The sequence below is a fragment of the Kribbella caucasensis genome, from assembly GCF_004361855.1.
Lineage (GTDB): Bacteria > Actinomycetota > Actinomycetes > Propionibacteriales > Kribbellaceae > Kribbella > Kribbella caucasensis.
The window spans coordinates 47,130-72,455 of the sequence record NZ_SNWQ01000004.1 but is presented as its reverse complement, the minus strand read 5'-3'; the positions used below and the strand labels follow the sequence as shown (position 1 = coordinate 72,455).

Below are 25,326 nucleotides of genomic sequence, written 5' to 3'. Positions count from 1 at the left end.
GGGATTTCCTGGGTTGTCCAGGGCCAGGCCCCTATGCGACAGGGGCCCGAGGTCCTGATGATGAGGACGTGACCAGCGACCTCGAAGCGCAGTACGACCACCGCCGCAGTGTGGCGGCCACGGTGCTGCTCGGGGTGGCGGTCGCCGAGGCCGTGCTCACGGTCGTCGCGTCGGCACTGTCGGGGTTGCCGTGGTCACGCCTGGTCGACTTACTTGTGGTCAGCAACACGATCCTCGGTATGGCGCTGGCCGTGGCCGGCTGGCCGATCGCCTTCTACCGTCCGCGCAACCTGATCGGTTGGGTGCTGCTGCTCGGCGGCTGCTGCTATGCGTTCACCGGAACCGGGATGGCGGTTCTTGCCTGGGCTGCCGGCGACGGCTGGGGCTGGCGGGTTTTCGCGACGGTCGTGAACGGCTTCGGCTGGAACTGGGCGGTCGCGTTCTTCATCCCGCTGGCTCTGGTGCTGTTTCCCGACGGGCGGTTGCGGAGTCGCCTGCGGTGGTTCGTCGGCTTGCTGCTCGTCAACACGGGTGGCCTGATGGTTGCCGGTGTCCTCGATCCCCTGGGTGGCATGTCTGCCGAGCTCGGGATCCAGGCGTATCCGGCGCCGCCGTGGACGGGTCAGCCGTCCTGGCTCAACGCCATCTGGGGGATCGGCCTGCTGGCCAGTTACCTGGGCGCGTTCGTCATTCTGGTGATCACCTACCGCCGGGGTGACGACGTGGTCCGGCGGAGGATGCTCTGGCTGGTGATGGCGATGGTCGTGGTGGTCTCGGCGTTCACGCTCGAGGCCGTACTGAGTACCGAGTCGTTGCTGCTGGGGATCTTGCCGATCGTGCTGATTCCCTTGTCGATCACGATCGCCGTACTGCGGTACCAGCTGCTCGACATCCGCTTGGTGGTCTCCCGTTCCTTGCTCTACCTGTTGCTCACCGGCGGCGTGATCGCGGCGTACCTGGGCCTGGTGGCCCTGATGGACCAGGCCGTACGACGCCAGGTGTCGCTCGGGTCTTCGGTCCTTGCCACCTTGCTGATCGCGTTGGCGTTCAACCCGGTCAGGTTGTGGTTGCAAAGCCTGATCCACCGGGCGTTCTACGGCGCACGACGGGATCCGGTCCGTGCGATCGCCGCGATCGGGGAGCGACTCGGCGAGATCGGCACCGGTACGGGGGAAGGTGTCGGGGCCGGCGCAGGGCTGGACGGAGTACTCGAAGCGCTTTGCCGGGTGATGCACTTCCCGGCGGCGTCCATCGTCGTCGGCGAGCTGGTGGTGGCCGGCCATGGGGAGCTTCCGGCCGCTCGGCAGGCGATCGTCTTGCATTCGGGGGAGCAGCGGATCGGCGAGCTCGTGGTTGGGCTGCGCTCCGGCGAGCATCGGTTGGACGCGGCCGACGAGCGGGTGTTGTCGTTGCTTGCAGCTCCGTTGACGGTGGCTGTTCAGGCCGGGCGGTTGGCGGACGAACTCCAGGTGTCGCGGCAGCGAGTCATCAGTGGCCGGGAGGAGGAACGGCGCCGGATCCGGCGAGATCTGCACGACGGTCTCGGGCCGGTTCTGACCGGGGTGGTCCTCAACGCCGATGCGGCCCTGCGGCTGCTCGAAGCCGACCGGGCGCGGAGTGCCGAGCTGCTGGCGAACCTGCGGGATCAGACCATCGGTGCGATCGAGGAGATCCGTCGGCTCGCCTACGATCTGCGCCCGCCCGTGCTGGACGGGATGGGACTCCTCGGCGCGCTTCGCGAGCACGCGGCGGTTCTGTCCGGGCGGACGGTCTTGTCCGGTCGGGCTGGTGAGGGTGCTCTCACGGTCACCGTCGAGGCACCGGTCGAGCTGCCGGAACTTCCCGCAGCGGTTGAGGTTGCCGCCTATCGCATCGTCACCGAGGCGCTCACCAACGTGATCAGGCATTCCACGGCGTCGCGGGCTGTCGTCACGCTCAGCGTGGCGGAGACGGCCCTGCGCGTGGAGGTCCGTGACAATGGCGTGAACGCCGAGGACAGCTGGCAGCCCGGGGTCGGCCTGACCTCGATCCGCGAGCGCACGGCCGAACTCGGCGGCGAGAGCGAGATCCGGTACGACCGCACCGGCGGCCAAGTCCGGGTATCGCTGCCGCTGCCGGTCCGGGTGTCGCCGGCCGAGTCGGAGTTGGGAGCAGGCGGATGACGGTTCGCATTGTCGTCGCCGACGACCACGGCATCGTCCGGGAAGGACTCGCGGCGCTGCTGTCGGCTCGCGACGGGTTCGAGTTGGTCGGTACGGCAGCGACTGGGTCGGAGGCGGTCCGGGCTGCCGTCACGCTGAAGCCGGACGTACTCGTGATGGACATCCAGATGCCCGAGGTCACCGGGATCGAGGCCACTCGCGAGATCGCCCGGGTCGCGCCGGACGTCGCCGTACTGATGCTGACGATGTTCGACGACGACGAGTCGGTGTTCGCCGCGATGCGCGCCGGGGCACGCGGTTATGTGCTGAAGGGCGCCGCGGGGGACAACGTGATCCGTGCGATCGCCGCCGTCGCCGACGGAGGGGCGATCTTCGGCCCGGGGATCGCGCGCCGGACGTTGGCCTATCTGTCCCGCCCGCGCACGGACGAGGCGCTCTTCCCGGAGCTGACCCCGCGGGAGCGCGAAGTACTGGCGCTGATCGCCGACGGACTGGGGAACGCCGCCATAGCGAGCCGGCTCAACCTGGCCACCGCGACGATCGGCAACCACATCACCAGCATCTTCGCCAAGCTCCAGGTCACCACCCGAGCCGAAGCAATAGTCCGAGCCCGCACCACCGGCCTCGGCACGAACTAGTGGCCCGTGTCGGACACTGGCCACTAGATCTGTACGGGAGCCGGGACGGTGATGCGGTTCGGGTGGGCGTAGACGTTCATGGAGCCGTTGCGGATGAAGCCGGCCAAGGTGAGGCCGCATTCGTCGGCCAGGTCGACGGCCAGGGAGGAGGGGGCGGAGACTGCGCCCAGGACTGGGATTCCGGCCATGACTGCCTTTTGGGCCAGTTCGAACGAGGTGCGGCCGGAGACGATCAGGACGCAGCCTCGGGCGGGGATCAGGCCGCCGAGGAGGGCCCAGCCGACGACCTTGTCGACGGCGTTGTGGCGGCCTACGTCCTCCCGGACCACGAGCAGTTCGCCGGTTGGCGTGAACAGGCCGGCGGCATGCAGGCCGCCGGTGCGATCGAAGACCTGTTGGTGTTCGCGCAGGCGGTCCGGCAGTGACGCCAGTACGTCGAGGGGCACGCGGATCGGGTCGTCGGCGGGGGAGAAACGGGTCTTCACGCGGACCGCGTCCAGGGAAGCTTTGCCGCAGACGCCGCAAGAGGAGGTCGTGTAGAAGTTCCGCTCGACTCCAACCGTCGGGGAAGGGACGCCGGGGGCCAGGCCGAGGTCGAGGACGTTGTAGGTGTTGCGGCCTTCGTCGTCGCGCGAATCGCAGTACCGGGCGTCGCGGATGTCGTCGGGTGAACCGATCACGCCTTCGGTGTGGAGGAAGCCGTGAGCGAGTTCTACATCGTGACCGGGCGTTCGCATGGTGACCGCGAGGGGTTTGCCGTCGACCCGGATCTCCAGTGGTTCCTCGACGGCGATGGAGTCCGGGCGGGTGCGTTCGCCGGCCGGGCCGAGTCGCAGTACAGGCTTGCGTGCGATCAGACGCCCCACAACTGTGCTCCTGGGTCGAGGCCGTGTCTGATGGTTTCCTGCGTGCTGCGCGGCACTCGGCACGGCATCTCGCTGCACTGGAGCAAAGGCCACGATGAACACCGCATCGAGGCCTTCACTCCAGCACACCGAGCTACCGCACCGAGCACCTGCTCGCGACTGCAGGAAACCATCAGACACGGCCTAGGAAGAGCAGGCGGGCGGCGATCGCCTCTGCTGGTCCGGGGTCGACTACCGCGAGGGCGTCCGCGCTGGCGACTCCCCGGAGCATCGCGGAACCACCATGACCAACCGGTACTACGCCCTGCGGGCCGACGCGGACTGGCACTAGACGGGTGCTATCCGGATGACACGCGAGCCCACCGGGTACTGGCGCTATCGGGAGAGTGGGCAACGGTAATCCCCGGAGCCGGTGCAGAGCCGCTGCCCCGAGAGTGAGGAAGGCGGTCAATGCCGCGAGGGGATTCCCCGGCAGCCCGAGTACCAGCCGTCCGTCGTCGAACCTGGCGAGTGCCTGGGGATGCCCGGGGCGGCAGGCGACTCCGTCGATGATCAGTTCGCCCCCCAGTTCCGCCAATGCGGGGCGCAGGTGGTCGGCCGGCCCGGAGGCGGAGGAACCGGAGACGAGGATCAGGTCGGCCTGGGTGTCGGTCAGGGCGTTGACCAGATCCCTGCGCGAGTCCGGCAGGTGCACGACGGGCAGGGCGATGGCGCCGGCTTGACCGATGAGACCAGGCAGCATCGGCCCGATCGCGTCGCGAACCCTGCCGGGTCCTGAAGGTCCTCGGTGCACGAGTTCGTCACCCGTCACCAGCGAAGCAACCCGGGGCTGCGGAATCACCGTCAGCCGGTCGAGGCCGAGCGTCGCCGCAAGCCCCAGCACACCCGGCTGCACGACAACGCCAGCAGGCAACAACACCTCCCCGGCAACACACTCCTCCCCAGCCCGCCGAATGTGCCGCCCCGGCGAAACCTCACCAGAGACAGTGTCAGAGGAAGGCAGGAGAGCTTCTTCGTCCGGTAGTACTGCTGTAGTGCCAGTCGGGATGGCGGCGCCGGTGACGATGGCGCATGCCTCGCCGTCTGCCAGTGGAGCCGCCTGTCCCGAAGAGGCCGACACAACCCCGACCAGGCGCCAAGGGCCGGCGCCGGAGACCGCGTAGCCGTCCATGGCGGCGCGGTCCACCGGTGGGACCGGAGCGGGTGCGACGAGCGGGGTGGCGAGCGTGCAGCCGTACGTGTCGGCCAGCGGTTGGGGCCGACACTTCAACGGTGCGGCTGCGGCGTGCGCCAACTCCCTCGCTGCATCCCAGGGAAGCGCCGCCGCCGCATGACGACGACGCATCCCCGCAGTCTGCACTACTTGGCTCCTTGTGCGTCAACCGGGCGGAGCTGGGCGGCTGCAAGTGCCGCGACCGGGTCGAGGTCCTCGCCGCCCGCATCCAGATGAGCGATCAGGGCCGCCTTCATCCGCGGATCCCAGACGGCCCTGATGTGAGTGGCGATCGCAGTCGCCGCGTCGGCCGGCGTACGGTGGGCGAACTGGCGGGCGATCTCGTTGGCCAGCCGGACCTGCGGCGGAAGCCCCACTCCGCTCATCAGTTGCCCACCGCAACAGTCTCCAGCGATGCCGCGGACGGCTCGACCACCAGATCGACCTGTACCGCGGTCACCTTGTACTCCGGGCAGTTCGTCGCCCAGTCCGAGTTGTCCGTGGTGATCACGTTCGCCCCCGTCACCGGGTGGTGGAACGTGGTGTAGCAGACCCCCACCGGCATCCGCTCCGACAACCGAGCCCGCAACGTCGTCCGCCCGACCCGGCTCGACAACGCGACCGTGGATCCGTCCTCGATCCCGCGCACCTCCGCGTCGTGCGGATGCAGTTCCAGGATGTCCTCCGGATGCCATGCGACGTTCGCCGTACGCCGGGTCTGCGCGCCCACGTTGTACTGCGAGAGGATCCGCCCGGTCGTCAGGATCAACGGGTACTTCCGCGTCGACCGCTCGGTCGTCGGCACGTACACCGTCTCCATGAACCGGCCCTTGCCCCGGGTGAACTCCTCCTCGTGCATGATCGGCGTCCCATCGGGGTGCTCCAGGTTGCACGGCCACTGCACCGAGCCGACCTCGTCGAGCTTCTTGAACGACACTCCCATGAACGTCGGGGTGGTGAGCGCGATCTCGTCCATGATCTGGCTGGCCGAGTCGTAGTGCATCGGATAGCCCATCTCCTGGGCGATCTCGCAGATGATCTGCCATTCCTGCTTACCGGTCTGCGGCGCCATCACCGGGCGGACCCGGTTGATCCGGCGCTCGGCGTTGGTGAAAGTGCCGTCCTTCTCCAGGAACGACGTTCCCGGCAGCAGCACGTGCGCGAACTTGGCGGTCTCGTTCTCGAACAGATCCTGCACGACCAGCAACTCGAGCGAGGAGAGCGCGGCGAATACATGCTGCGTATTCGGGTCGGACTGCGCGATGTCCTCGCCCTGCACGAACAGCGCCCGGAAGGAACCGTCGATCGCTGCGTCGAACATGTTGGGGATCCTGAGACCCGGTTCGTTCAGCAGCGGCGTACCCCAGAGCTGCTGGTAGACGTCCCGCGCGCCGTCGTCGGACACATGCCGGTACCCCGGCAGCTCATGTGGGAACGAACCCATGTCGCAGGAGCCCTGCACGTTGTTCTGCCCGCGCAACGGGTTCACGCCGACACCACGGCGGCCGATGTTGCCGGTCGCCATCGCCAGGTTCGCCATCCCCATCACCATGGTCGAGCCCTGGCTGTGTTCGGTGACGCCCAGACCGTAGTAGATCGCCGCGTTGCCGCTGGTCGCGAAGAGCCGGGCCGCCGCGCGCAACTCCTCCGCGTCCACACCCGTGACCGACGCAACCGCCTCGGGGCTGTGCTCCGGAGCGGAGATGAACTGCTCCCAAGTATCGAAGTCCTCACACCGCTGGGAGACGAACGCACGGTCCACCAGACCTTCGGTGACGACCACATGCGCGAAAGCGTTGATCACGGCAACGTTCGTCCCGGGCGCGAGCTGGAGGTGGTGCTGCGCCTCGATGTGCGGCGAGCGGACCAGATCGATCCGCCGCGGGTCGACCACGATCAGCTTGGCTCCCTGGCGAAGCCGCTTCTTCATCCGGGACGCGAACACCGGGTGCCCGTCGGTCGGGTTCGCGCCGATCACCAGGATCACGTCCGACTTCTCCACCGAGCGGAAGTCCTGGGTGCCGGCCGACTCGCCGAAGGTCTGCTTGAGCCCGTACCCCGTGGGCGAGTGGCAGACCCGCGCGCAGGTGTCGACGTTGTTGTTGCCGAACACCGCGCGGACCATCTTCTGCACCGCGTAGACCTCTTCGTTGGTGGTCCGCGATGAGGTGATCGCGCCGATCGAACCCTGGCCGTGGGCAGCCTGGATCTCACGCAGCCGGCGGGCTGTGAAGCCGATCGCCTCCTCCCAGGAGACCTTGCGCCACGGATCGGTGATCGCGTCGCGGACCATCGGTTCGAGCACGCGATCCGGGTGACTCGCGTACCCGAAGGCGAACCGGCCCTTGACGCAACTGTGCCCCTCGTTCGCCCCTCCGTTCTTGTACGGCACCATCCGGACGAGTTCGTCGCCGCGGAGCTCGGCCTTGAACGAGCAGCCGACCCCGCAGTACGCGCAGGTGGTGACGACCGAGCGGGTAGGCATGCCGAGCTCGACGACCGACTTCTCCTGCAGGGTCGCGGTCGGGCAGGCCTGGACACATGCGCCGCACGACACGCAGTCGGAGTCCATGAAGCCGACATCCATGCCGGCGGCAACCTTCGAGTCGAAGCCGCGACCGTCAATGGTGAGTGCGAGCGTGCCCTGGACCTCGTCGCACGCGCGGACGCAGCGGGAGCAGACGATGCACTTGGAGGCGTCGAAGTCGAAGTACGGGTTCGAGGAGTCCGTCGGCGCGTCCATGTGGTTCGCGCCGGCCTCGACCCCGGAGCCGTACCGGACCTCGCGCAGTCCGGTGACCCCGGCCATGTCCTGCAGTTCGCAGTCGCCGTTGGCCGAACAGGTCAGGCAGTCGAGCGGGTGGTCGGAGATGTAGAGCTCCATCACCCCGCGGCGGAGCTTGCCGAGCTTCTCGTTCTGGGTCCGCACCGCCATGCCCGGCCCGACCGGCGTCGTACAGGAGGCCGGCGTACCGCGCGCGCCGTCGATCTCGACCACGCACAACCGGCAGGACCCGAACGCCTCCAGGCTGTCGGTCGCGCACAGTTTGGGGATGTCGACCCCGGCCTGCTTGGCCGCGCGCATCACCGAAGTCCCAGGTGGGACGGCGACGGCGATCCCGTCGATGGTCAGCTCGACGGTCGCCTCGCCGTCGCGGGCCGGAGTTCCGAAATCGGGTTCCTTGAGCAGGGTCATGCTTGGAAGTCCTCTCCGAAGTGGCGGACGGCACTGCGTACCGGCAGTGGGGTGAGGCCGCCCATCGCGCAGAGCGAACCGTCGGTCATCAGGTCACAGAGGTCGTCGAGCAGGACGAGGTTCTTGTCCCGGTCGACGCCGGCGGTGATCCGGTCGATCGTCTCGACGCCGCGGACCGCGCCGACCCGGCACGGCGTGCACTTCCCGCACGACTCCTCGGCGCAGAACTCGAACGCGAACCGGGCCATCGCGGCCATGTCGACGGTCTCGTCGAACACCACGATGCCGCCGTGCCCGACCATCGCACCGGCCGCGGCGAACGACTCGTAGTCCATCGGCAGGTCGAACTGCTCGACCGGGAGATAGGCGCCCAACGGTCCGCCGACCTGGACCGCGCGAACCGGCCGGCCGGACGCGGCACCGCCACCGAGCTCCTGCACCAACTCGCCGAGCGTGATCCCGAACGCGGTCTCGACGATCCCGCCGCGGGCGACGTTGCCGCCCAGCTGGAACACGTTGGTGCCGAGCGAACGGCCCATCCCGTACGCCGCGTACGCCGCCGCGCCGTTCGCCAGGATCGTCGGGACCGTTGCCAACGACAACACGTTGTTGACCACGGTCGGGCGGCCGAAAAGTCCTTCCAGGGCAGGGATCGGGGGTTTCGCCCGGACCATCCCACGCTTACCCTCGAGACTCTCCAGCATGCTCGTCTCTTCACCGCAGATGTACGCGCCGGCGCCGACCCGGACATGCAGGTCGAAGCTGAGTTCCGAGCCGAGGATGTTCGGCCCAAGCCAGCCCCGCTCGCGGGCGGTGACGATCGCCGCGTTCAGCGTCTCGATCGCATCCGGGTACTCCGACCGCAGGTACACGTAGCCTTCGGTCGCGCCGACGGCGTACGCCGCGATCGTCATCCCCTCGATCAACGCGAACGGGTCGCCCTCGATCAGCATCCGGTCGGCGAACGTCCCCGAGTCTCCCTCGTCCGCGTTGCAGCAAACGAACTTCAGGTCCGACTCGGCCCCGAGCACCGTGCGCCACTTGATCCCGGTCGGGAACCCCGCGCCGCCGCGACCCCGCAGTCCGGAGTTCACGACTTCCTCGACCACGTCGGCCGGCGACATGGTCAGCGCCTGCTTCAGTCCCTGGTTTCCTTCGTACTGCGCGAAGTCGTCGGCCGAACGAGGATCGACGACGCCGACGCGAGCGAACGTCAACCGCTGCTGGCGTTTCATCCACGGGAGTTCGTCGACGAGTCCGAGATAGGCGCCTTCACTGCGGGCGCCACCCGTCAGCATCCCGGCGGCGACCAGTCCGTCGATGTCCTCGGGCGCGACCGGTCCGTACCCGACCCGTCCTTCGGCGGTCTCCACCTCGACCAGTGGTTCCAGCCAGAGCATGCCCCGCGATCCGTTGCGGACCACGTCCACATCGGCGCCGGCCGCTACGGCAGCGATCCGCTCGGCGACCTCATCGGCGCGGACGGACCGGGCCGCCGCGTCCCGCGGTACGAACACCTTCATCGTGCCTCCCCGAGGATCGCGTCCAGCCGGGCGGGCGTGACCCGGCCGTGCACCTTGTCGCCGACCTGGACCGCCGGACCGAGTGCGCAGTTGCCGAGGCAGAACACCTCATCCACGGTCAGCCGTCCGTCGTACGTCGTCTCACCGAACCCAAGGCCGGTACTGCGTTTCGCGTGCTCGGCCAGGTCGACGGCGCCGACCGAGCGGCACGCCTCGGCCTGACAGATCCGGACGACGGTCCGGCCCACCGGTTCGCGGCGGAAGTCCCGATAGAACGTCACCACGCCGTGCACCTCGGCAACGGATAAGTTCAGTACATCCGCGATCACGGGGATGTCGGTCTGACTTATCCAGCCGAATTCCTCCTGCACCGCATGCAGGATCGGCATCAACGCACCGCGCATCCTTTTGCGTTCGGTGGCGAGCTCGCGCACGCGCTGGGGACGTCCGGCGGCCGGTGGCGGGGCGGAATCCGTGACTTCCATCGTCATAACCCAACGGTCCCGGCCACACCGGCCCGGGTCAAAGCAAAGCTGCCTATCACGCAATAGGCAGCTCCTATCAATATCCAGTATTCACCGGATCGGATTTACAGCACATGATTCTGGCCTATTTGGTTTTGCGCAAGTGGGCCGTAGATGGCGTGGGGGTGTTGTTCGGTGTAGGCCCAATAGCGGTCGCCGAAGGACCAGTGCCACCACTCGGTGGGGTAGTTCACCAGGCCGGCCGAGGACAGGATGTCGGCCAGGAGTGACCGGTTCGCGCGGGCCTCGCGGCTGATGTTGGTGGCGTCGAAGAAGCAGGCGCCGTTGCTCTGTTCGGGGGTCGCGTCGATCGGCGTACCGAGGTCGAGCGGGCCGTGCGCACCGATCAAGGTCAGGTCTACCGCCGCGCCCGCGACATGCGGTGCGACCTCGACCGGCGAGACGAATCGGCTGGCCAGGACGTGTGCTTCTTCGGGTGAGATTCCCGGGTTGAGTCGGACCAGTTCGGCGCGGTAGCCATCGTAGATCTCCTGCTGGAGCTTGAGTTCGCGCAATCCCTCGACGACGTGCAACCTGATCCCCGTGGGCAGGAAGCTGTCCGCGATGGCGAGGCGATCGGCCAGCCCTTCGCGGACGAACTGCCGATCCGCCGTCGAGATGCCCCAGTCGGTGAGGTCGACCAGTGGCTCGCCGCACTCGATCGCGGGGATCCGGGCGATCCGGTCGTCACTGAGCAGTACGGGCATGAGTTTTACGGGACTGGGTGGCACGGGCATGGGCGGTCTCCAGCAGGTTCTGTACGACGTCGGCGTAGGATATCCCGGCCGCGGCCCACATCCGCGGGAACTGTGAGGCCGGGGTGAATCCGGGGAAGGTGTTGATCTCGTTGACCACCGGCTCCCCGCCAGCCGGGACGAAGAAGTCCACCCGAGCCAGTCCGGCACACCCGAGCGTCTGGAACACCTCGATCGCCGTACTGCGCAACCGCCGCGCGAGCCAGGTCTCCAACACAGCCGGTACGACGAACTCCGTCGCCGAGCTGGCGTATTTCGCAGTGGCGGTGAAGAACGGCTCGGCCGGGTCCGCGTGGATCTCCAACGCGGGCGCGGTGTCGATCCGTCCGTCGGGGAACTCCAGCACGGCAAGGTCGATCTCGCGGCCGCGGATCTCTTGTTCCACCAGGATGTCGTGATCCACAGCGGCCGCGGTCTCGATGGCCTGCGTCAAGGACGGGAGATCCGTGGCACGGGTGACGCCGAAGCTCGAACCGCCGTTCGCGGGTTTGACGAAGACGGGGAAGTCGAGGCCGGCCGCTTTGAGTTTCTGCATCGTGGACTCGGCGTCGTCGTTGTGCAATGTGATCCCAGGCGCTACGGGGATGCCGTGGGCACGCAGTACGGATTTGGTGAGGTGCTTGTCCAGGCCGACGGCGCTGGCCGCGACGCCGCTGCCGACGTACGGGATCTTCAGGTGCTGGAGGAAGCCTTGCAGGATGCCGTCCTCGCCGCCTTCGCCGTGCAGGGCGGGGACGACGACATCGCAGTCCTGGAGCAGAGCGATCGCTTCGTGCTGGCCGTCGTACCAATTGCCGTCGGCATCGATCACGAGTCTGAGCACCGTGTGGCCGAGAGCTTCCGCGGCGTCGGCGATGCCTTCGCCGCTGTCCAGTGACACCTCGTGTTCGGGGCTCGCGCCGCCGCTGATCACTGCCACCTTCATCGGGTCGTCTCCTCGTAGCGGCGGGGGATGCGGGGGCCGAGGCCGCAGTAGATCTCGTGCGGGATGGTGCCGGCCCATTCGGCCCAGTCGGCCGCGGTCGGTTCGCCCTGACTGCCGTCGCCGAAGATGGTGACTGGTTCGCCTGGTTCCAGGGGGATGTCGCCGGCGTCGACGACGAACTGGTCCATCGCGATCCGGCCGCGGATGGGCATCCGGACACCGCGGATCAGGACGCTCGCCTGGCCCGTCGTGTTGCGCGGAATGCCATCTGCGTAGCCGAGTGGGATCAGCGCGACGGTCGTGTCGTGGGGCGCCACGTAGTCATGGCTGTAGGAGATTCCTTCGCCGGCCCGGATTCGGCGTACCTGGGCGACCTTTGAGACGAGTCGCATCGGTGGAGTCAGCTCGATACCGAGTTCGTCGATGCCGTAGAGGGCGGCGCCGATTCGGACCAGGTTGCAGTCGGGGGCGTCGAGGGTGAGTGCGCCGGCGGAGTTGGCCAGGTGGATGACGCTCGGGTTCAGGCCGGCGCGGCGGGCCAGGGTGAGGCCGGTGCGGAAGAGTTCGAGTTGTTTTTGGTTCTGGGGTGCGTTGGGCTCGTCGCCGTGGGACAGGTGGGACCAGATGCCGCGGATCTTGATCGCGCCGAGCGCTTCGTAGTACGCGGCTGTGCGAGTGAGTTCGATCCACTGTTCGGGGTTGCTGCCGCCGCGGTGCAGGCCGGTGTCGAGTTTGAGGTGAATGTTGTGGACGGACGGGGTGTCGATCACCTGCTGGAGTTCGGCGACCGTGGACACGCTCACGTCGACGTCGGCGAGCAACATCAGCTCCGATGCGTCGTACAGCCAGACCAGGATCGGTGCGGTCAGCCCGGCCGCGCGGAGTTGGAGCGCCTCGTCGGCCCGGGCGACGCCGAGCCAGGTCGCGCCGGCCCCGATCGCGGCTCGGGCGACCTGGACGGCGCCGTGACCGAACGCGTCCGCCTTGACCACGGCAAGGACCTCGGTACCGGGCCGGAGCCGCTGCCGGATCTGCCGGACGTTGGCCTCGACGGCGCTCAGATCGACGACCGCTTCGGCCAGGCCGAGGCAGCGGGTCCGCAGTTTCATGGCCGCTATTGTTGTTTCCGGCAACGAACCCGCACATCGGTTCGGAGTCGGAGGTTGCCGTCGGGTGGCGTACGACCGTGGTCGTAGCGAGAGCCGTGCCGCGGTCTGAGTCGCCTCGTCCACATGAATGAGCCCCCCCGGGTGTCCTGCCCCGCCACCCTCCTCCAAAGGTGCTGCACCCGCGCCTCAGGCGGTACATCTCGACATGAGGTAGTGGCCGTTTCCGGCTAAGCTGCACCTGCGCTGAGCGCAGGCCGGCGGCGATTTGCCGACTACCTACTGTCGAGATGTACGCACCACCACCGTGGCGCGGTTCCCGGGATACTTGCTGGGTGGATGCAACCGATCATCTGAGGGCTTCGCTGGACGCGGCGGTGGCGTTGGCGAACAGTTTCGGCGGGGAATTCGCCCAGGGGCGGCCGCGCCCGGCCGGTGATGCCGCGGCGGTCGAGGCGGCGCTCCGGTTGACGACCAACCGCCTGCCGGAGATCGAGCTGCAGCCGTTCGCGGTCGGCGGGCGGGATCTCTATGCGTCGTTACGGCGGATTGCGGAGGGTGAGGTCGACGCCGCGGCCACATCAATCAACGACCTGCTGGAGAGCACTCGCGCGGCGCCGCGGCTCGTCCGCCGTGAGGGCCCGTGGCATTTGCATTTCGTCAGCCCCGGCGTCTCGGCGGCGACCGGCTGGCTGGCCGAGTTCGCCACTGCGACCGCGATGCTGCTCGGTAGTGATGAGCGGGCCCGCCTGCGGATCTGCGATGCCGACCGCTGCGACAACCTGTTCCTGGACGCGACCCGGAGCCGCACACAACGATTCTGCTCACCCGCCTGCCAGAACCGCACCAAAGTCGCCGCCCACCGCGCCCGCAGCGCCTAGGCCGCTAAACCCGTCCGCGACCCTGCCGCCGCCGACCGGCCCGGCGCTTGGGGCTCAGGCCGCGCGGCTGGGCGTGGTTGCGGTGAGCATTGTTGCCTCCGACGACCAGCCAAGCTTGGCGTAGAGGTAGCCGCCGTCGATCGTCGCCATCAGGATCCCGCTGATCGCCCGGCGCTCTACCGCCATCCGCGCGAGCTCACCCATCACGACGCTGGCGAGACCGCGTCGCCGATGCGCCGGATCGGTATGGATGTCGTGCATCACCGCATCCCCACCGACCACGGCCATCATCCCGCGCGCAGCGATCGCCCCTTGCCGATCGAGCAACTTCACCCTGTACACAGCCCCGTCCGTTGCGCTCTCCAACTCGTACTGCGCCGGCAGGGCAGGGCGCGGGTGGTTCGTCAGGTCGCACGTCATCAGGAGTTTGCGCTCGGCGAACACCGTGAGCCCGGCGTACCGGAGTCGCTCGTCGACCACATCCGGCTCGTGCGTCGTGATAGTCAGCCAGGTCGGCCTGGTCGCCTGAACGGTCTCGGTGATCAGCGCCCCGAACTCGCTCGACGGGAAGGCGAACAGCTCACGATCCCGCTCCGGCAACCCGAGCGTGACCTCCAGCGCGGTGGACCGATCCTCGGCCGGCGACAGTCCACGGCAGAGCCCCCACCCACGCTGCCAACGGCGCAACAGCTCATCCATACATAACTGTCTATCATGGAGTAGGCAGTTACCAAATCTTCAGCTGCCGAGGACGAAGGTCTGGATCGCGATCACGGCCGCACCGCGAGCCCACTCGCTGAAGTCGGGATCGAGCAGCACGAGTTCTGGATCGGTCGCGGCCGGATGCCGGTCGACGTGGAGCCCGTCCAGCAGGGCGTCATGAGCGACCTCGACCAGCCGGACCCCTTCGCCGCCGATCACGATCCGCTCCGGCAACGTGAGATTCGCGGCCGCGGCGACCAGCTTGCCGAGCGCAAACCCGGCCCGGTCGATCACCCGCTTGGCGCCGTCGTCTCCCTGGGCCGCCAGATCAAGGGCTTCCTCATACCCCACCGCCCGCCCGAGGACCTCGCCCACCTGCGTGACCACCGCGTCCGTGGTGAGCAGCGCACTCGCACACCCTTCGTGCCCCCGATCGCACCGCGGCCCACCCGCAATCAGCGGATGATGCCCGATCAACCCCAGACTCGCGTCCCCGCTGTCCACCAGCTTGTCGTGGACCACCAGCCCGTACCCGATCCCCGCCCCGATCGTCAGCAGGCAGAACCGGCTCACGCCCCGGCCGGCCCCGAACCAGTGCGTCGCCTCGGTCAACGCCGTGATGTCGTTCGCCACCACCGCCGGTACGTCGGTCCGCGCGCGCAACAGGTCCCCGAGCGGCACCTCTTCCCAATCCAGGAACATCCCCCATCGCACCGTGGCCCGCTCCACGACCTGCCCGCCGAGCGAGATCCCGATCCCGGAGATCCCGTCGATCGAGGCGCCCTGGGCAAGCGACTCGGCGAGCGTGGTGATCGTGCTGGCCACGGATTCGGGTGCGTGGTCGGGGAGTTTGCGTTCCTCGGTGGCGATGACTTCGGCGCGGAGGGTGGTCAGTACGCCGACCGCGGTGTCGCCGGTGAGCTTGATGCCGACGAAGTGGTGGGCGGTCGGGACGATGTCGAGTGGTTGGGACGGGCGGCCGACGCGGGGATCGGACTGGCCGGCGGTGACCTCGACCAGCAGACCGGACTCGAGCATCGGTTTGGTCAACCGGGTCAGGCTGCCCGGCGAGAGGCGCACCCGTTTGGACAGTTCCGCCCGGGAGAGGGGGCCGTCGAGCAGGATCTCCAGCGCGACCTGGTGCGACGCTCCCGTCAACGGTTGCCAAGCACCAGCCACCAAGACATCTCTCCTAACCCACGCCGCCACCCGCAGGATACGCAATCCGTACGCCGACACACCGGAGGACCCGGACACCGCGATGCCGAGGTTAACCGGTTCGCCAAGGGTTCGAGTGTGCGCCGGGCGCAGTACGCAAGTGCGGGAAAGGAGCTTGAGACGTGGGCCGCCGGGGCGAGACCCGGCCCGCGCCACTGGCCGCACTCACCCCGGCGTCGAAATCCAACGAGGAGGCGGTACCCACTTCTTTTTCAGGTATGCGCCCCTCAGCACGAAAAATCAATGCGGCAGCTCGCGTCAATCGATCACTTGCTGGGCACCTCCGGCAGTCGGCTTGCAACGAGGGCTACGGTTGGACCCGTGAGCCTGGCGTCCGTAGTACGGGTTGGGTGAGGTGTCGGAGTTCAGCGGGCGGCTGAGTCAGCGGACCGCCTGGACCAGGGATTTCGCGGCGCCGATGCGGTCGTTCCTGCGGACCGAGGCGGGCAGTTCCGGTGTGCTGGCCGGGGCGATCGTGGCCGCGTTGCTGTGGGCGAACGTCGCACCGGAGTCGTACGAAAGACTCTGGCACGCCGAGTTCTCGCTGCGGCTCGGGTCCGACGAGTTCGGCCTGAGCCTGCGCGAGTGGATCAACGGCGGCCTGATGACGCTGTTCTTCCTGGTGGTCGGGCTGGAGGCGCGCCGCGAGTTCGATCTCGGCGATCTGCGCGAGCGGAGTCGGTTCGTGTTGCCGCTGATCGCGGGGGTCGCCGGGATGGTGCTGCCAGCGCTCGTCTACCTCGCCTTCAACTTCGGCGGCGACGGCGCGCACGGCTGGGGCGCTGCGATGTCGACCGACACCGCGCTGGCGCTCGGTCTGCTGGCGCTGGTCGGCCGCGGAGTCCCGGATCGGGTCCGGGTGTTCCTGCTGTCGGTGTTCGTGGTGGACGACATCATCGCGCTGGTGGTGATCGCGGTCGTGTACAGCGAGGACATCGCGATCATGCCGTTGCTGATGGCGGTCGTTGCCTTCGGCGCCTTGCTCGCCGCGTCGATCCTCGGCGTCCGCAAACCGTTCGTCTACGTCGTCCTGGGCATCCTCACCTGGGCCGCGCTGATGACCAGTGGCGTCGATCCGGTGGTGGCCGGCCTCGCGATCGGCCTGACGGCGCCGGCGTACTCACCCGGGCGCGACGAGTTGGAGCAGGCGACCGGGTTGTTCCGGTTGTTCCGCGAGCAGCCGACGCCCGAGCTGGCCCGTACGGCGACTGTCGGCCTGACCTCGACCCTGTCGCCGAACGACCGGCTCCAGCACGTCTTCCACCCGTGGACGAGCTACCTGATCGTGCCGCTCTTCGGCCTGGCGAACGCGGGTTTCCCGATCCACCTGGACTTCCTGGCCGAGGCGTACACGTCGCCGATCACGCTTGGCATCCTGTTCGGGTTCTCGATCGGCAAACCGGTCGCCGTGATCGGGGCGTCCTGGCTGATCGCCCGGTCCACCCGCGGCCGGTTGCGTCCCCTGGTCGGCTGGGCCGGGGTGGCCGGCAGCGGCACGATCGCCGGGATCGGGTTCACCGTCTCGTTGCTGATCGCAACCATCGCGTTCGAGGGTCCGCAGCTGGTCGAGGCGAAACTGGGTCTGCTGTCGGCGGTGGTGGTGTCGTCGGTGCTGACCTGGCTCGTGTTCCGCGTGGCCGCGTTGTTGTCGCCGCCGAAGAAGGCGGTCGCGATGCTCGGGGATGCGGAGCAGCTGGTCGATCTCGTCGAGCCTGTCGACCCGGAGTACGACCACATCCGAGGACCGGAGACCGCGTCGGTGACGCTGGTCGAGTACGGCGATTTCGAGTGCCCGTACTGCGGTCGGGCGGAGACCGTCGTACGGGATCTGCTCAAGGACGACGATCTTCGGTACGTGTGGCGGCACCTGCCGTTGTCTGATGTGCACCCGCGGGCGCAGATCGCGGCGGAGGTGGCGGAGGCCGCGGCGGCGCAGGGGGCGTTCTGGGAGATGCACGATGTGTTGCTCGCGAACCAGGAGAACCTGCAGCCCGCGGACCTGCTGCGGTACGCCGAGGAGCTCGGGCTGGACACGCAACGCCTGCACGATGACGTGAAACGGCATGTCGCCGCGGCTCGGGTCGCGCGCGATGTGGAGACGGCCGACCTGAGCGGGGTGTCCGGGACGCCGACGTTCTTCGTCAACGGGCAACGGCACTACGGCGCGTACGACGTGGAGACGCTGACCGCGGCGATCAAGGTCGCTCGGGCCCGGGCTCGGATCGGCCGCAACGCGTAGCGGCAGAATCTTGTAGTAGTACGTCATTTCTGCCACTGTTGCTGGGTCTGCCGCCTCCTGCAACCTGAGGGCTCCCGATTCGTGAAGGAGTTCGATGATGTCCTCGGTGCTGCAGGTCCCGCCCGCCGCCGCTGAGCTGGCGATCGCACATTTCGCCGGCCGGCTGGCGTACGAGACCGACCCGTCCGACGTGGCCGCCGACATCGGGGCCGGCCTGACCGGCTGGGTCCTGGTCGACAGCCGGAGCAAGGAGAGCTGGGATCAGGGTCATGTGCCGGGTGCGATCCACCTCCCGACCCGGGAGATCGCGGCGCGCGCGGCGGACGTCGTACCGGCCGGGACGTCGGTGGTGACGTACTGCTGGGGGCCGGGGTGCAACGGGGGGACGCGGGCGGCGCTCGAGTTCGCCAAGCTCGGGTATCCGGTCAAGGAGATGATCGGCGGGTTCGAGTACTGGGCCCGCGAAGGACTCCCGGTCGAGACGTCGGCGGGGACCACGCGGCGCGCGATCGACACCCTGGTCGCGCCACGCGACGTCGCCTGCGCCTGCTGAGAGTCGGCGACCATCCTGGTGTCACCGGGGTGAAGTCGTCGTGTCACCGAGGGTGCACTCTTCGAGGATCGCAAAGAAACACAGGTCGTTTGGGAGCCTTGGGCAACGGTCGGATAGCCTCACTGTGAAGGCGAAACTCCTGAGGAGGTCGACTGGTGGTGGCGGAGCGCGGGTCCGACGGCGGCGGACTGATCGCGCCCGGGATCGATACGACCCGACCGAGCATCGCGCGGGTGTACGACCTCTTTCTCGGTGGCAAGGACAACTACGAGAGCGACCGGGCGCTGTACCGGCAGATCGTCGAGATCGCGCCGGAGACACCGGTCTGGGCCCGGGAGAACCGCCGCTGGCTGGGCCGCGTGATCGCGTACCTGGCCCGCCAGGCCCGGATCTCCCAGTTCCTCGACGCCGGATCCGGTCTGCCGACCGCCGAGAACACCCACCAGATCGCCCAGCGCCACGATCCCGAGGTCAAGGTGGTGTACGTCGACAACGACCCGTCCGTGATCACCCACGGTCAGGCGTTGCTGGTCGACAACGAGAGCACCCAGTTCGCCGCGGCCGACCTGACCGATGTCTGCCAGGTGCTGACCGAGCCGGCCGTCACCAAGTTGATCGACTTCGACCGGCCGGTCGCCGTGCTGCTCGCGATGGTCCTGCACCACATCGAGGACATCCAGGACGCCCGCCGCATCGTCGCGGAGTACGCCGATGCCCTCCCGTCCGGCTCCTACCTGGCGATCAGCCACGCGGTGAACCCGCGCGACGGCAGCGAGGCCGACGGACTCGCGACCGCGATCGAGGCCCGCTTCAAGCCGTTCTTCCCGACCCTCACCCCGCGCACCCCCGCCGAGATCGCCACCCTGTTCGACGGCCTCGACTTGGTCGACCCCGGCCTCGTCCGCCTCTTCGACTGGCGCCACCAAACCGACGAAGACCTCCCAGACCTCCGCCCCGCGGCCGCCCACCTCCTCTACGGCGCCGTAGCACGCAAACCCTGACCCCACTGTCTTCGAACGAGGACAATACGAGATTGTCTTCGAACGAGGACAGTGTCAGAGGTTGGCTAGGTGGTCGGCGTTGCCTCGGAGGGCGGCTTCGTAGCGGCGGAGGTCGGGGGTGTCTACGCGGTCGGCGATGACCAGGAGGAGGGTGGCTAGGGCCTTGTCCTTGCGGCCGGCGGCGTGCAGGGTCAGGGCCTTGAACACGCGGAGTGAGTCGGATTCGGGGAACTCCTGGCACGCCTTGGTGAAGACTGCCAGCGACTCGTCGTACCGGCCGAGGTTGCGCAGGGTGCTCCCGTACTGGAGGAGGCACCGGCGCTTGGTGTCGCCCGCGAGCCCGGGCAGCGCGCGTTCGTAGTACAAGATGGCCTTGTCCTCTTGGCCGTCGGTGTCGTACGAGCCGCCGACCTCGTACAGCACGTACGGGTTGCCCGGGTGTTGCCGCAGCAGATCCACGAAGAAGTCGATGGTCGGCTGCATGTTCGCCCGGTCCCTCCGGGCGAACGCAGCCTCGATCGTCGCGGCCAGCTCCGGCGTCAGGTCATTGCTCACAGCACCCATGATGCCGGATCAGTACTGCGCAGCCGGGTCAGCTTGGCTTGGTGGCCTTGCCGTCCAGCCAGAGAGTGTCGGACTCGTCCCGGTGTACGCCGGTCGAGCCGACGTGTTTCGAGCTGATCTTCGGCCCGTTCTTGATCACGTGGACGAGCGCCATCGCATGCCCGCGGCCGAGCCCGTACTCGTCCTTCAGCCAGTCCGCGACCTCACCGGCCTTCACCCCCGGCCCCGCGAACCCGCGATCGGCCGCCCGCGCGACCAACTCCCGCGGCGTCAGCCCGGTCTTCTCCTCGATCTTGTCCAGATACGCCTGAAACGACATGTCCAGCTCCTCTCTCTTGCCCATGCGTCGAGCGGGCGATCCCGATCTCGACACACGGCCTTGAGAGAATCCGGAGATGAGTCACGAAGTCACCGAACTGCGCCTGGTCGTCACCGCACCCGACTACGCCGAGGCCGTCACCTTCTACCGCGACGTCCTCGGTCTGCCCGAGCAAGCCGCCTTCTCCTCCGAGGACGGGAACGTCACCATCCTGGAGGCGGGTCGCGCCACGCTGGAGATCACCGATCCGAACCACGCCGCCTACATCGATCAGACGGAGGTCGGCCGCCGGGTGGCCGGCCAGTTCCGCGTCGCCCTGCAGGTCACCGACGCGACCGGCCTCACCCGGACGCTCGAGGGCGCCGGCGCGACGGTGATCGCCGAGCCAACCCGTACGCCATGGAACTCCCTCAACGCCCGACTGGAAACCCCCGGCGGCATCCAGTTGACCCTGTTCGAGGAACTGGGCTGACTACGGCCTACTCCAGCCACTCGGTCTCGAAGCGCGAGTTCGCGTGGATGTGCACGGCCTCGTATCCACCCGGACCGGTCGCGAACTTGTGCGGCGTATCAGCCGGTACGACGAGGACCTGCCCCGCGCGGCCGACCACTTGGTTCGAGCCGATCGTGAAGGTCGCCGACCCACGACGGATGATGAACGTCTCGGCGTACGGATGCTTGTGCAACCGCGGCCCGACACCCTCCTTCGACGTCGACTCGAGAATGATGGAGATCCCGGCGGCACCGGGCAGCTCCTCGTAGTTCTCGGTCCAGTCCTCGCCGTCGTCCCGTCCGTCGGCCCGGTTGATCACCAGGTCCTCGACCGAAACTCCATCCGACAGACTCATGCCAACCCTCCCAGCGCTTGTGAGCACCCATCAGCCGCTCACGCTGGCACGCATCACCCGTACTGGCAACCGTTTCAGCCCTGCTTGAAGTCGGTTGCGGGCTAGAGGTTGGTCATCTGCTCCGCGGCCTCGGCGTACCGGCCGCCCTGTACCTGGATCTTGGCGGCGGCGTCCTCGATTTCGGTGAGCTCGGCCTCCGTCAGCTCGACATCGGCGGCGCCGAGGTTCTCCTCCAGACGGTGCGGCTTGCGCGTACCGGGGATCGGGACGATCCAGGGCTTCTGGGCCAGCAGCCAGGCGAGCGCGATCTGGGCCGGAGTGGCGCCCTTGCGCTCGGCGATGCTCGCGAGCAGATCGACGACGGCCTGATTGTGCTTGAGCGCCTCCGGCTCGAAGCGAGGGATCGTACTGCGGATGTCGTTGCCCGCATCGAAACTCGTCGACGCGGTGATGGTGCCCGTCAGGAACCCCTTGCCGAGCGGGCTGTACGGGACGAACCCGATCCCCAGTTCCTCGCACGCGGCCAGTACCTCTTCCTCGGGACGCCGCCACCACAGCGAGTACTCGCTCTGCACCGCCGTCACGGGCTGGACCGCATGCGCCCGGCGGATCGTCCCGGCGGCCGCCTCGGACATGCCGAAGTACTTCACCTTGCCGGCCTCGGTCAGCTCCTTGACCGCACCCGCGACGTCCTCGATCGGGACCTGCGGGTCGACCCTGTGCTGGTAATAGAGGTCGATCGTGTCGACGCCAAGCCGCTGGAGCGAACCTTCGACGACGTGCTTGATCACCTCGGGACGACTGGTGACCGGCCCCCGCGGCTTCCGTTCGACCGGATCGATGTCCCACCCGAACTTGGTGGCGATCACAACCTGGTCCTTGTACGGCGCGAGTGCCTCGCCGACGAGCTCCTCGTTCGCGTACGGACCGTAGATCTCAGCAGTGTCGAAGAAGGTGACGCCGCGATCCACAGCGTTCCGGATCAGCGCGATCATCTCCTGCCGATCGGGCTTGTCGCTGTAACCGCCGGTCATGCTCATACAACCGAGCCCGATCGCGGAGACCTCCAGGCCATTGGTACCAAGGGTTCGCTTGTCCATAGCGCCGACGCTAGCCAGACCCGGCGAGCGGTGGGAGTCACTGGCAATACATGTAATCGCAGTACCCCCCTCACAGCGGCGACTCCACCGGCTCGTCACGGTCTGGCTTCGAGGACCAGGTTGAACGGGGTCTCGGCATCGTCTGTCAGGCCCGCGGCGATCTCGACGGCGCCCACCAGGCGTTCGTCGCGGCCCTCGACAGGTCGGCGCACCTGCCCCTGTTCCATTCGTGGGCCCTGTCCGGTCTCGCCATGGCCGAGATCGCCCAGGGGACGCTGGTACCGGCGGCCGCCCATGTTCAGGAGGCGCTGGAGACGGGGCCGCCGATAGACCACTTCGACGCCCGCCTGGCGCGCTGCGAGCTGGCCGCGGCCCGTGGTGACGGCAACGCCACAGCTCTCGTGGCGGAAGCCATTCAGCTGGCCGAAGCCGAGGGCTACCTCCATGGCCTTCCGCACCTACGGAGCCTGCTCTCCCCAGGCTGACAGCAAGCCGGCCGGGATCCGGTGGTCAGGCCTCCGATCCGACCGGACCGCCGCCGTAGCCGATTTCGTTGCCGTCGGGGTCGCGATAGATGATCTTCCGGACGCCGTTCTCGTACGTCTCCCGCTCCACCGGCTCGATGCCGCGCGCCGCGATCCCCTCGACCACCGCGTCCAGGTCGCCGACGAAGATCGTGTGCCGCGCGTGGCCGGCCTGCTCCGGCAACTCCTCAATGTAGATGTACCGATGCTCAGCGATCTCCCAAACCGCCTCGACCTCATTAGGCAAGAACGCCGGCGGCCCACCGAAGAACCGCTCGTACCACGCCACCGCCGCCGCATACTCCCGAACCGGCACCCCAGCAAACAGATCGATCTCCATAACCCCATTACAACCGACACCGCCGACATCAACGCCTCCGCGGCCCTCAGTTCGGTTCGAAGGAGATCTTCTCCAGCTGGTCAGCTCCGCGCCGATCCAGAACCACCGCGGACGCCGCACCAGGCACGACCCGTCCAGGCTCCTCAGCCGCCCGCTCAAGCAACCGCGGCCACCGCCGACTGTGCTTGTCCATGCTCCCCGAACGCACCACCCGCCCGCGCGCATGCTGCCCGGACCGCGCGACGTCCTCCGGTACGTCCAGCAGAACGAGATGCACCGCCAACCCCGACCGCCGAGCCCGCCATCCAATCAGCCGCCTAACCCAAGGCCTCGTGGCGCAGTCGTGAACCACCAACGGCCCACCCGCCCTCATCGCCCGCAGCACCAACCCGTAGTACGTCAGATGCAACACCGGCCGCCACCACGAATACGGCACACCCCCAAGCACCGGCCTCCACCGATCCCGAACCCACCCGGAGTCAAACACCCGCACCCCGCCGTCCTCGGTGCCTCCAGGAAACAAACGCCGAAGCAAGGTGCTCTTCCCAGCCCCCGGGATCCCACCCAACACAACCACCGAGTCTGCCGGATACCGCAACTCATCGCTGTAAAACCCGCGCCGGCCCCAGCGGATGTCCGGCGCTTCGGCAATCCCCAGGCCAGCCACGGCAGCGTCCCCATCCTCTAGTCAACGAAATCCAGCTTTCGTCCACCAACGCACCGCCGCCAGACGATGTTCCGAAATCAGGCCGCACAACGGTAAGAACTCGCTAGGAATCCCCTGAGAACGAGGGCCGGGGTGGGACGATGGGGCGTGCGGATGTCTTGGCGCCTTGGGGTGGTTTTGGTCGAGGGTGTGGCGATTCTGCTGCTGCCGCTTCCCGCAACGCTTCCCACTCCGCCTGAGGTGATCTACCACAACGGCGTTGTGGTCACCATGGAGGACGGGCTGCCGCGGGCCGAGGCGGTTGCGGTCCGGAATGGACGGATTCTGGCGGTCGGCGACGACGAAGATGTGTTGGCGTTGCGGGAACGTCGTACGCGCGTGGTGGATCTCGGTGGGCGGACGTTGTTGCCGGGCTTCATCGACTCGCACGCGCATTGGATCGGCGACGGGAGCATGGTCGGCTACAACGCCGATCTGGCAGTCGATGCGGCCTTGAGCCGGGGCTGGACCAGCATCAACGAGCAGTTCGTCAACGGGGAGCGATTAGAGGAGCTGCGTGCGCTTGACGCGGCCGGTCGGCTCCGCTTGCGGGTCAATGCCTACCTTGCGGTCAACTTCGAGGACGAGAAGTTCGGCCACTGGTTCCGCGGGTTCGAGCCGCGCCACGCGTACAGCCCGCACCTTCGGCTGGGTGGTATCAAGCTGTTCCTTGACCACGACTGGGGCACCAAGTTCCACTGGGACCAGGCCGAGCTGGACGAGTATGTGCTCTCAGCGCATCGCCTCGGCTGGCAGGTGTCGGCGCACACGATCAGTGCCGAGGCGCACGACCAGTATCTGACGGCGGTGGCGCGGGCACAGGCCGCGCACCCCAGCCCGGACGAACGCCACCGCGCCGAGCACGTCATCCAGCTCCGCGACGATCAACTCACCAGGATGGGCGAGCTGAGGATGATCGCATCCATCCAGCCCGGGATCCCGGGGGATCTGGCGGCGGAGGCGGGATTCCCGGAACTGGTGGCTCGCGGTCAGACCCGTTGGATCGCCCGATGGCGTGATCTGGTGGAAAGCGATGTTCGCACCATCGGCAGCACCGACATGCCGTGGCTGGTGCTTGCCGTGGGCCCCCAGCTGCCCCACGGATCACCCCTTGAGGCGATCCACCAGGCGGTGACCCGGCAGAGCTACCGCGGCCGTCCTCCGGAGGACTGGCAGCTGGCGCAGCGCCTGACGGTCGATCAGGCGTTGCGATTGTTCACCGTCGACGCTGCGTACGGCACCTTCGAGGAGGACGTGAAGGGCAGCCTGGCCCGTGGCAGGTACGCCGACGTCGTGATCCTCTCCGACGATCCGACGACCGTCGCGGTGGACTCGTTGCTGGACATCCAGGTGCTCGCAACGATTGTCGGCGGACGGGCGGAGTACTGCGCCGACACCGCACTGTGTTGACTTGGAGCGTCGC

Annotated in this window: 26 protein-coding genes; 8 read left to right on the top strand and 18 right to left on the bottom strand. The window is 67.9% G+C overall.

Annotated features, from left to right (window positions below; translation table 11 throughout):
- Window positions 1-68: 68 nt before the first annotated feature.
- Together EV643_RS10290 and EV643_RS10285 are read left to right on the top strand one after the other, a co-directional pair.
- On the top strand, window positions 69-2,162 hold the full coding sequence (locus tag EV643_RS10290) for a sensor histidine kinase (protein WP_133799779.1): 2,094 nt from the start codon (window positions 69-71) through the stop codon (window positions 2,160-2,162).
- The gene (locus tag EV643_RS10285; RefSeq protein WP_133799778.1) at window positions 2,159-2,800 is read left to right on the top strand and encodes a response regulator transcription factor; all 642 of its coding nucleotides are present in this window, start codon (window positions 2,159-2,161) and stop codon (window positions 2,798-2,800) included. The genes EV643_RS10290 and EV643_RS10285 overlap by 4 nt, the downstream gene beginning before the upstream one ends.
- A 23-nt stretch (window positions 2,801-2,823) precedes the next feature.
- Here the strand turns inward: EV643_RS10285 and fdhD are convergent, their stop codons facing one another.
- The 9 genes from fdhD to alr all read right to left on the bottom strand — a co-directional run bounded on the left by fdhD (window position 2,824) and on the right by alr (window position 12,911).
- Window positions 2,824-3,666 (bottom strand): formate dehydrogenase accessory sulfurtransferase FdhD, encoded by an 843-nt coding sequence (gene fdhD / locus EV643_RS10280; RefSeq protein WP_133799777.1) that lies wholly within the window; start codon window positions 3,664-3,666, stop codon window positions 2,824-2,826.
- Window positions 3,667-3,838: 172 nt separating this feature from the next.
- Window positions 3,839-5,011, bottom strand: coding sequence for a molybdopterin molybdotransferase MoeA (locus EV643_RS10275; RefSeq protein ID WP_133799776.1), 1,173 nt, complete (start codon window positions 5,009-5,011; stop codon window positions 3,839-3,841).
- 14 nt (window positions 5,012-5,025) lie between these two features.
- Window positions 5,026-5,265, bottom strand: a complete 240-nt coding sequence (locus EV643_RS10270; protein ID WP_133799775.1) for a formate dehydrogenase subunit delta — start codon at window positions 5,263-5,265, stop codon at window positions 5,026-5,028.
- Window positions 5,265-8,075, bottom strand: coding sequence for a formate dehydrogenase subunit alpha (fdhF, locus tag EV643_RS10265; protein WP_133799774.1), 2,811 nt, complete (start codon window positions 8,073-8,075; stop codon window positions 5,265-5,267). The genes EV643_RS10270 and fdhF overlap by 1 nt, the downstream gene beginning before the upstream one ends.
- Window positions 8,072-9,598 carry a formate dehydrogenase beta subunit gene (locus EV643_RS10260; RefSeq protein WP_133799773.1) on the bottom strand — a complete coding sequence of 509 codons (1,527 nt, stop codon included), beginning with the start codon at window positions 9,596-9,598 and terminating at the stop codon, window positions 8,072-8,074. The genes fdhF and EV643_RS10260 overlap by 4 nt, the downstream gene beginning before the upstream one ends.
- The gene (locus EV643_RS10255) at window positions 9,595-10,089 is read right to left on the bottom strand and encodes an NADH-quinone oxidoreductase subunit NuoE family protein (RefSeq protein ID WP_238165482.1); all 495 of its coding nucleotides are present in this window, start codon (window positions 10,087-10,089) and stop codon (window positions 9,595-9,597) included. The genes EV643_RS10260 and EV643_RS10255 overlap by 4 nt, the downstream gene beginning before the upstream one ends.
- A gap of 98 nt (window positions 10,090-10,187) precedes the next feature.
- On the bottom strand, window positions 10,188-10,829 hold the full coding sequence (locus tag EV643_RS10250; RefSeq protein WP_133799772.1) for a M15 family metallopeptidase: 642 nt from the start codon (window positions 10,827-10,829) through the stop codon (window positions 10,188-10,190).
- Window positions 10,810-11,802 carry a D-alanine--D-alanine ligase family protein gene (locus tag EV643_RS10245; protein WP_166665394.1) on the bottom strand — a complete coding sequence of 331 codons (993 nt, stop codon included), beginning with the start codon at window positions 11,800-11,802 and terminating at the stop codon, window positions 10,810-10,812. The genes EV643_RS10250 and EV643_RS10245 overlap by 20 nt, the downstream gene beginning before the upstream one ends.
- Window positions 11,799-12,911, bottom strand: coding sequence for an alanine racemase (gene alr, locus EV643_RS10240; RefSeq protein ID WP_133799770.1), 1,113 nt, complete (start codon window positions 12,909-12,911; stop codon window positions 11,799-11,801). Before alr ends, EV643_RS10245 begins: the two co-directional genes overlap by 4 nt.
- Before the next feature lie 332 nt (window positions 12,912-13,243).
- Here alr and EV643_RS10235 point away from each other — a divergent pair, with 332 nt between their 5' ends.
- The gene (locus EV643_RS10235; RefSeq protein ID WP_166665393.1) at window positions 13,244-13,789 is read left to right on the top strand and encodes a CGNR zinc finger domain-containing protein; all 546 of its coding nucleotides are present in this window, start codon (window positions 13,244-13,246) and stop codon (window positions 13,787-13,789) included.
- Window positions 13,790-13,843: 54 nt separating this feature from the next.
- Here the strand turns inward: EV643_RS10235 and EV643_RS10230 are convergent, their stop codons facing one another.
- Window positions 13,844-14,488 carry a GNAT family N-acetyltransferase gene (locus EV643_RS10230; protein WP_133799768.1) on the bottom strand — a complete coding sequence of 215 codons (645 nt, stop codon included), beginning with the start codon at window positions 14,486-14,488 and terminating at the stop codon, window positions 13,844-13,846.
- A gap of 39 nt (window positions 14,489-14,527) precedes the next feature.
- Entirely contained in the window at window positions 14,528-15,670 is a 1,143-nt protein-coding gene (locus tag EV643_RS10225; protein ID WP_133799767.1) for an ROK family transcriptional regulator, read from the bottom strand.
- 394 nt (window positions 15,671-16,064) lie between these two features.
- Between EV643_RS10225 and nhaA the strand changes: the two genes are divergently transcribed.
- The 3 genes from nhaA (at window position 16,065) to EV643_RS10210 (ending at window position 19,502) form a co-directional block, all read left to right on the top strand.
- Window positions 16,065-17,948 (top strand): Na+/H+ antiporter NhaA, encoded by a 1,884-nt coding sequence (gene nhaA, locus EV643_RS10220; RefSeq protein WP_202869502.1) that lies wholly within the window; start codon window positions 16,065-16,067, stop codon window positions 17,946-17,948.
- 97 nt (window positions 17,949-18,045) lie between these two features.
- Window positions 18,046-18,501: a rhodanese-like domain-containing protein gene (locus EV643_RS10215; RefSeq protein ID WP_133799766.1), complete on the top strand. Its 456-nt coding sequence runs from the start codon at window positions 18,046-18,048 to the stop codon at window positions 18,499-18,501.
- Between the two features lie 158 nt (window positions 18,502-18,659).
- Window positions 18,660-19,502, top strand: a complete 843-nt coding sequence (locus tag EV643_RS10210; RefSeq protein WP_202869501.1) for an SAM-dependent methyltransferase — start codon at window positions 18,660-18,662, stop codon at window positions 19,500-19,502.
- Between the two features lie 54 nt (window positions 19,503-19,556).
- Here EV643_RS10210 and EV643_RS10205 read toward each other — a convergent pair whose 3' ends face one another.
- Together EV643_RS10205 and EV643_RS10200 are read right to left on the bottom strand one after the other, a co-directional pair.
- Window positions 19,557-20,066, bottom strand: coding sequence for a tetratricopeptide repeat protein (locus EV643_RS10205; RefSeq protein WP_133799764.1), 510 nt, complete (start codon window positions 20,064-20,066; stop codon window positions 19,557-19,559).
- Window positions 20,067-20,094: 28 nt separating this feature from the next.
- Window positions 20,095-20,385: a DUF4287 domain-containing protein gene (locus EV643_RS10200; RefSeq protein WP_133799763.1), complete on the bottom strand. Its 291-nt coding sequence runs from the start codon at window positions 20,383-20,385 to the stop codon at window positions 20,095-20,097.
- Between the two features lie 76 nt (window positions 20,386-20,461).
- On the opposite strand from EV643_RS10200, the gene EV643_RS10195 reads away from it, so the two are divergent.
- Entirely contained in the window at window positions 20,462-20,857 is a 396-nt protein-coding gene (locus EV643_RS10195) for a VOC family protein (protein WP_133799762.1), read from the top strand.
- Window positions 20,858-20,864: 7 nt separating this feature from the next.
- On the opposite strand, the gene EV643_RS10190 is transcribed toward EV643_RS10195, so the two are convergent.
- From EV643_RS10190 to EV643_RS10170, 5 genes are all read right to left on the bottom strand, one after another.
- Entirely contained in the window at window positions 20,865-21,233 is a 369-nt protein-coding gene (locus tag EV643_RS10190; protein WP_133799761.1) for a cupin domain-containing protein, read from the bottom strand.
- A gap of 101 nt (window positions 21,234-21,334) precedes the next feature.
- Complete coding sequence (locus tag EV643_RS10185; RefSeq protein ID WP_133799760.1) at window positions 21,335-22,333, bottom strand: aldo/keto reductase; 999 nt, start codon at window positions 22,331-22,333, stop codon at window positions 21,335-21,337.
- A gap of 95 nt (window positions 22,334-22,428) precedes the next feature.
- Window positions 22,429-22,791: a hypothetical protein gene (locus EV643_RS10180; RefSeq protein WP_133799759.1), complete on the bottom strand. Its 363-nt coding sequence runs from the start codon at window positions 22,789-22,791 to the stop codon at window positions 22,429-22,431.
- Window positions 22,792-22,843: 52 nt separating this feature from the next.
- Window positions 22,844-23,197 (bottom strand): VOC family protein, encoded by a 354-nt coding sequence (locus tag EV643_RS10175; RefSeq protein WP_133799758.1) that lies wholly within the window; start codon window positions 23,195-23,197, stop codon window positions 22,844-22,846.
- A 46-nt stretch (window positions 23,198-23,243) separates the two neighbouring features.
- Complete coding sequence (locus tag EV643_RS10170) at window positions 23,244-23,768, bottom strand: AAA family ATPase (protein WP_238165519.1); 525 nt, start codon at window positions 23,766-23,768, stop codon at window positions 23,244-23,246.
- Window positions 23,769-24,053: 285 nt separating this feature from the next.
- Here EV643_RS10170 and EV643_RS10165 point away from each other — a divergent pair, with 285 nt between their 5' ends.
- A complete protein-coding gene (locus tag EV643_RS10165) occupies window positions 24,054-25,313 on the top strand; it encodes an amidohydrolase (RefSeq protein ID WP_202869500.1) in 1,260 nt (419 codons plus the stop codon).
- Window positions 25,314-25,326 lie beyond the last annotated feature (13 nt).

What these genes read in the sequence shown, in the direction of transcription:
- EV643_RS10185 (WP_133799760.1), bottom strand. Translation starts at nt 22,333, where the DNA reads ATGGACAAGCGAACCCTTGGTACCAATGGCCTGGAGGTCTCCGCGATC.
- EV643_RS10175 (WP_133799758.1), bottom strand. Translation starts at nt 23,197, where the DNA reads ATGGAGATCGATCTGTTTGCTGGGGTGCCGGTTCGGGAGTATGCGGCG.
- EV643_RS10190 (WP_133799761.1), bottom strand. Translation starts at nt 21,233, where the DNA reads ATGAGTCTGTCGGATGGAGTTTCGGTCGAGGACCTGGTGATCAACCGG.
- EV643_RS10195 (WP_133799762.1), top strand. Translation starts at nt 20,462, where the DNA reads ATGAGTCACGAAGTCACCGAACTGCGCCTGGTCGTCACCGCACCCGAC.
- fdhF (WP_133799774.1), bottom strand. Translation starts at nt 8,075, where the DNA reads ATGACCCTGCTCAAGGAACCCGATTTCGGAACTCCGGCCCGCGACGGC.
- EV643_RS10270 (WP_133799775.1), bottom strand. Translation starts at nt 5,265, where the DNA reads ATGAGCGGAGTGGGGCTTCCGCCGCAGGTCCGGCTGGCCAACGAGATC.
- EV643_RS10215 (WP_133799766.1), top strand. Translation starts at nt 18,046, where the DNA reads ATGTCCTCGGTGCTGCAGGTCCCGCCCGCCGCCGCTGAGCTGGCGATC.
- EV643_RS10285 (WP_133799778.1), top strand. Translation starts at nt 2,159, where the DNA reads ATGACGGTTCGCATTGTCGTCGCCGACGACCACGGCATCGTCCGGGAA.
- EV643_RS10260 (WP_133799773.1), bottom strand. Translation starts at nt 9,598, where the DNA reads ATGAAGGTGTTCGTACCGCGGGACGCGGCGGCCCGGTCCGTCCGCGCC.
- EV643_RS10200 (WP_133799763.1), bottom strand. Translation starts at nt 20,385, where the DNA reads ATGTCGTTTCAGGCGTATCTGGACAAGATCGAGGAGAAGACCGGGCTG.
- EV643_RS10245 (WP_166665394.1), bottom strand. Translation starts at nt 11,802, where the DNA reads ATGAAGGTGGCAGTGATCAGCGGCGGCGCGAGCCCCGAACACGAGGTG.
- EV643_RS10275 (WP_133799776.1), bottom strand. Translation starts at nt 5,011, where the DNA reads ATGCGTCGTCGTCATGCGGCGGCGGCGCTTCCCTGGGATGCAGCGAGG.
- EV643_RS10205 (WP_133799764.1), bottom strand. Translation starts at nt 20,066, where the DNA reads ATGGGTGCTGTGAGCAATGACCTGACGCCGGAGCTGGCCGCGACGATC.
- alr (WP_133799770.1), bottom strand. Translation starts at nt 12,911, where the DNA reads ATGAAACTGCGGACCCGCTGCCTCGGCCTGGCCGAAGCGGTCGTCGAT.
- EV643_RS10230 (WP_133799768.1), bottom strand. Translation starts at nt 14,488, where the DNA reads ATGGATGAGCTGTTGCGCCGTTGGCAGCGTGGGTGGGGGCTCTGCCGT.
- EV643_RS10250 (WP_133799772.1), bottom strand. Translation starts at nt 10,829, where the DNA reads ATGCCCGTACTGCTCAGTGACGACCGGATCGCCCGGATCCCCGCGATC.
- EV643_RS10255 (WP_238165482.1), bottom strand. Translation starts at nt 10,089, where the DNA reads ATGACGATGGAAGTCACGGATTCCGCCCCGCCACCGGCCGCCGGACGT.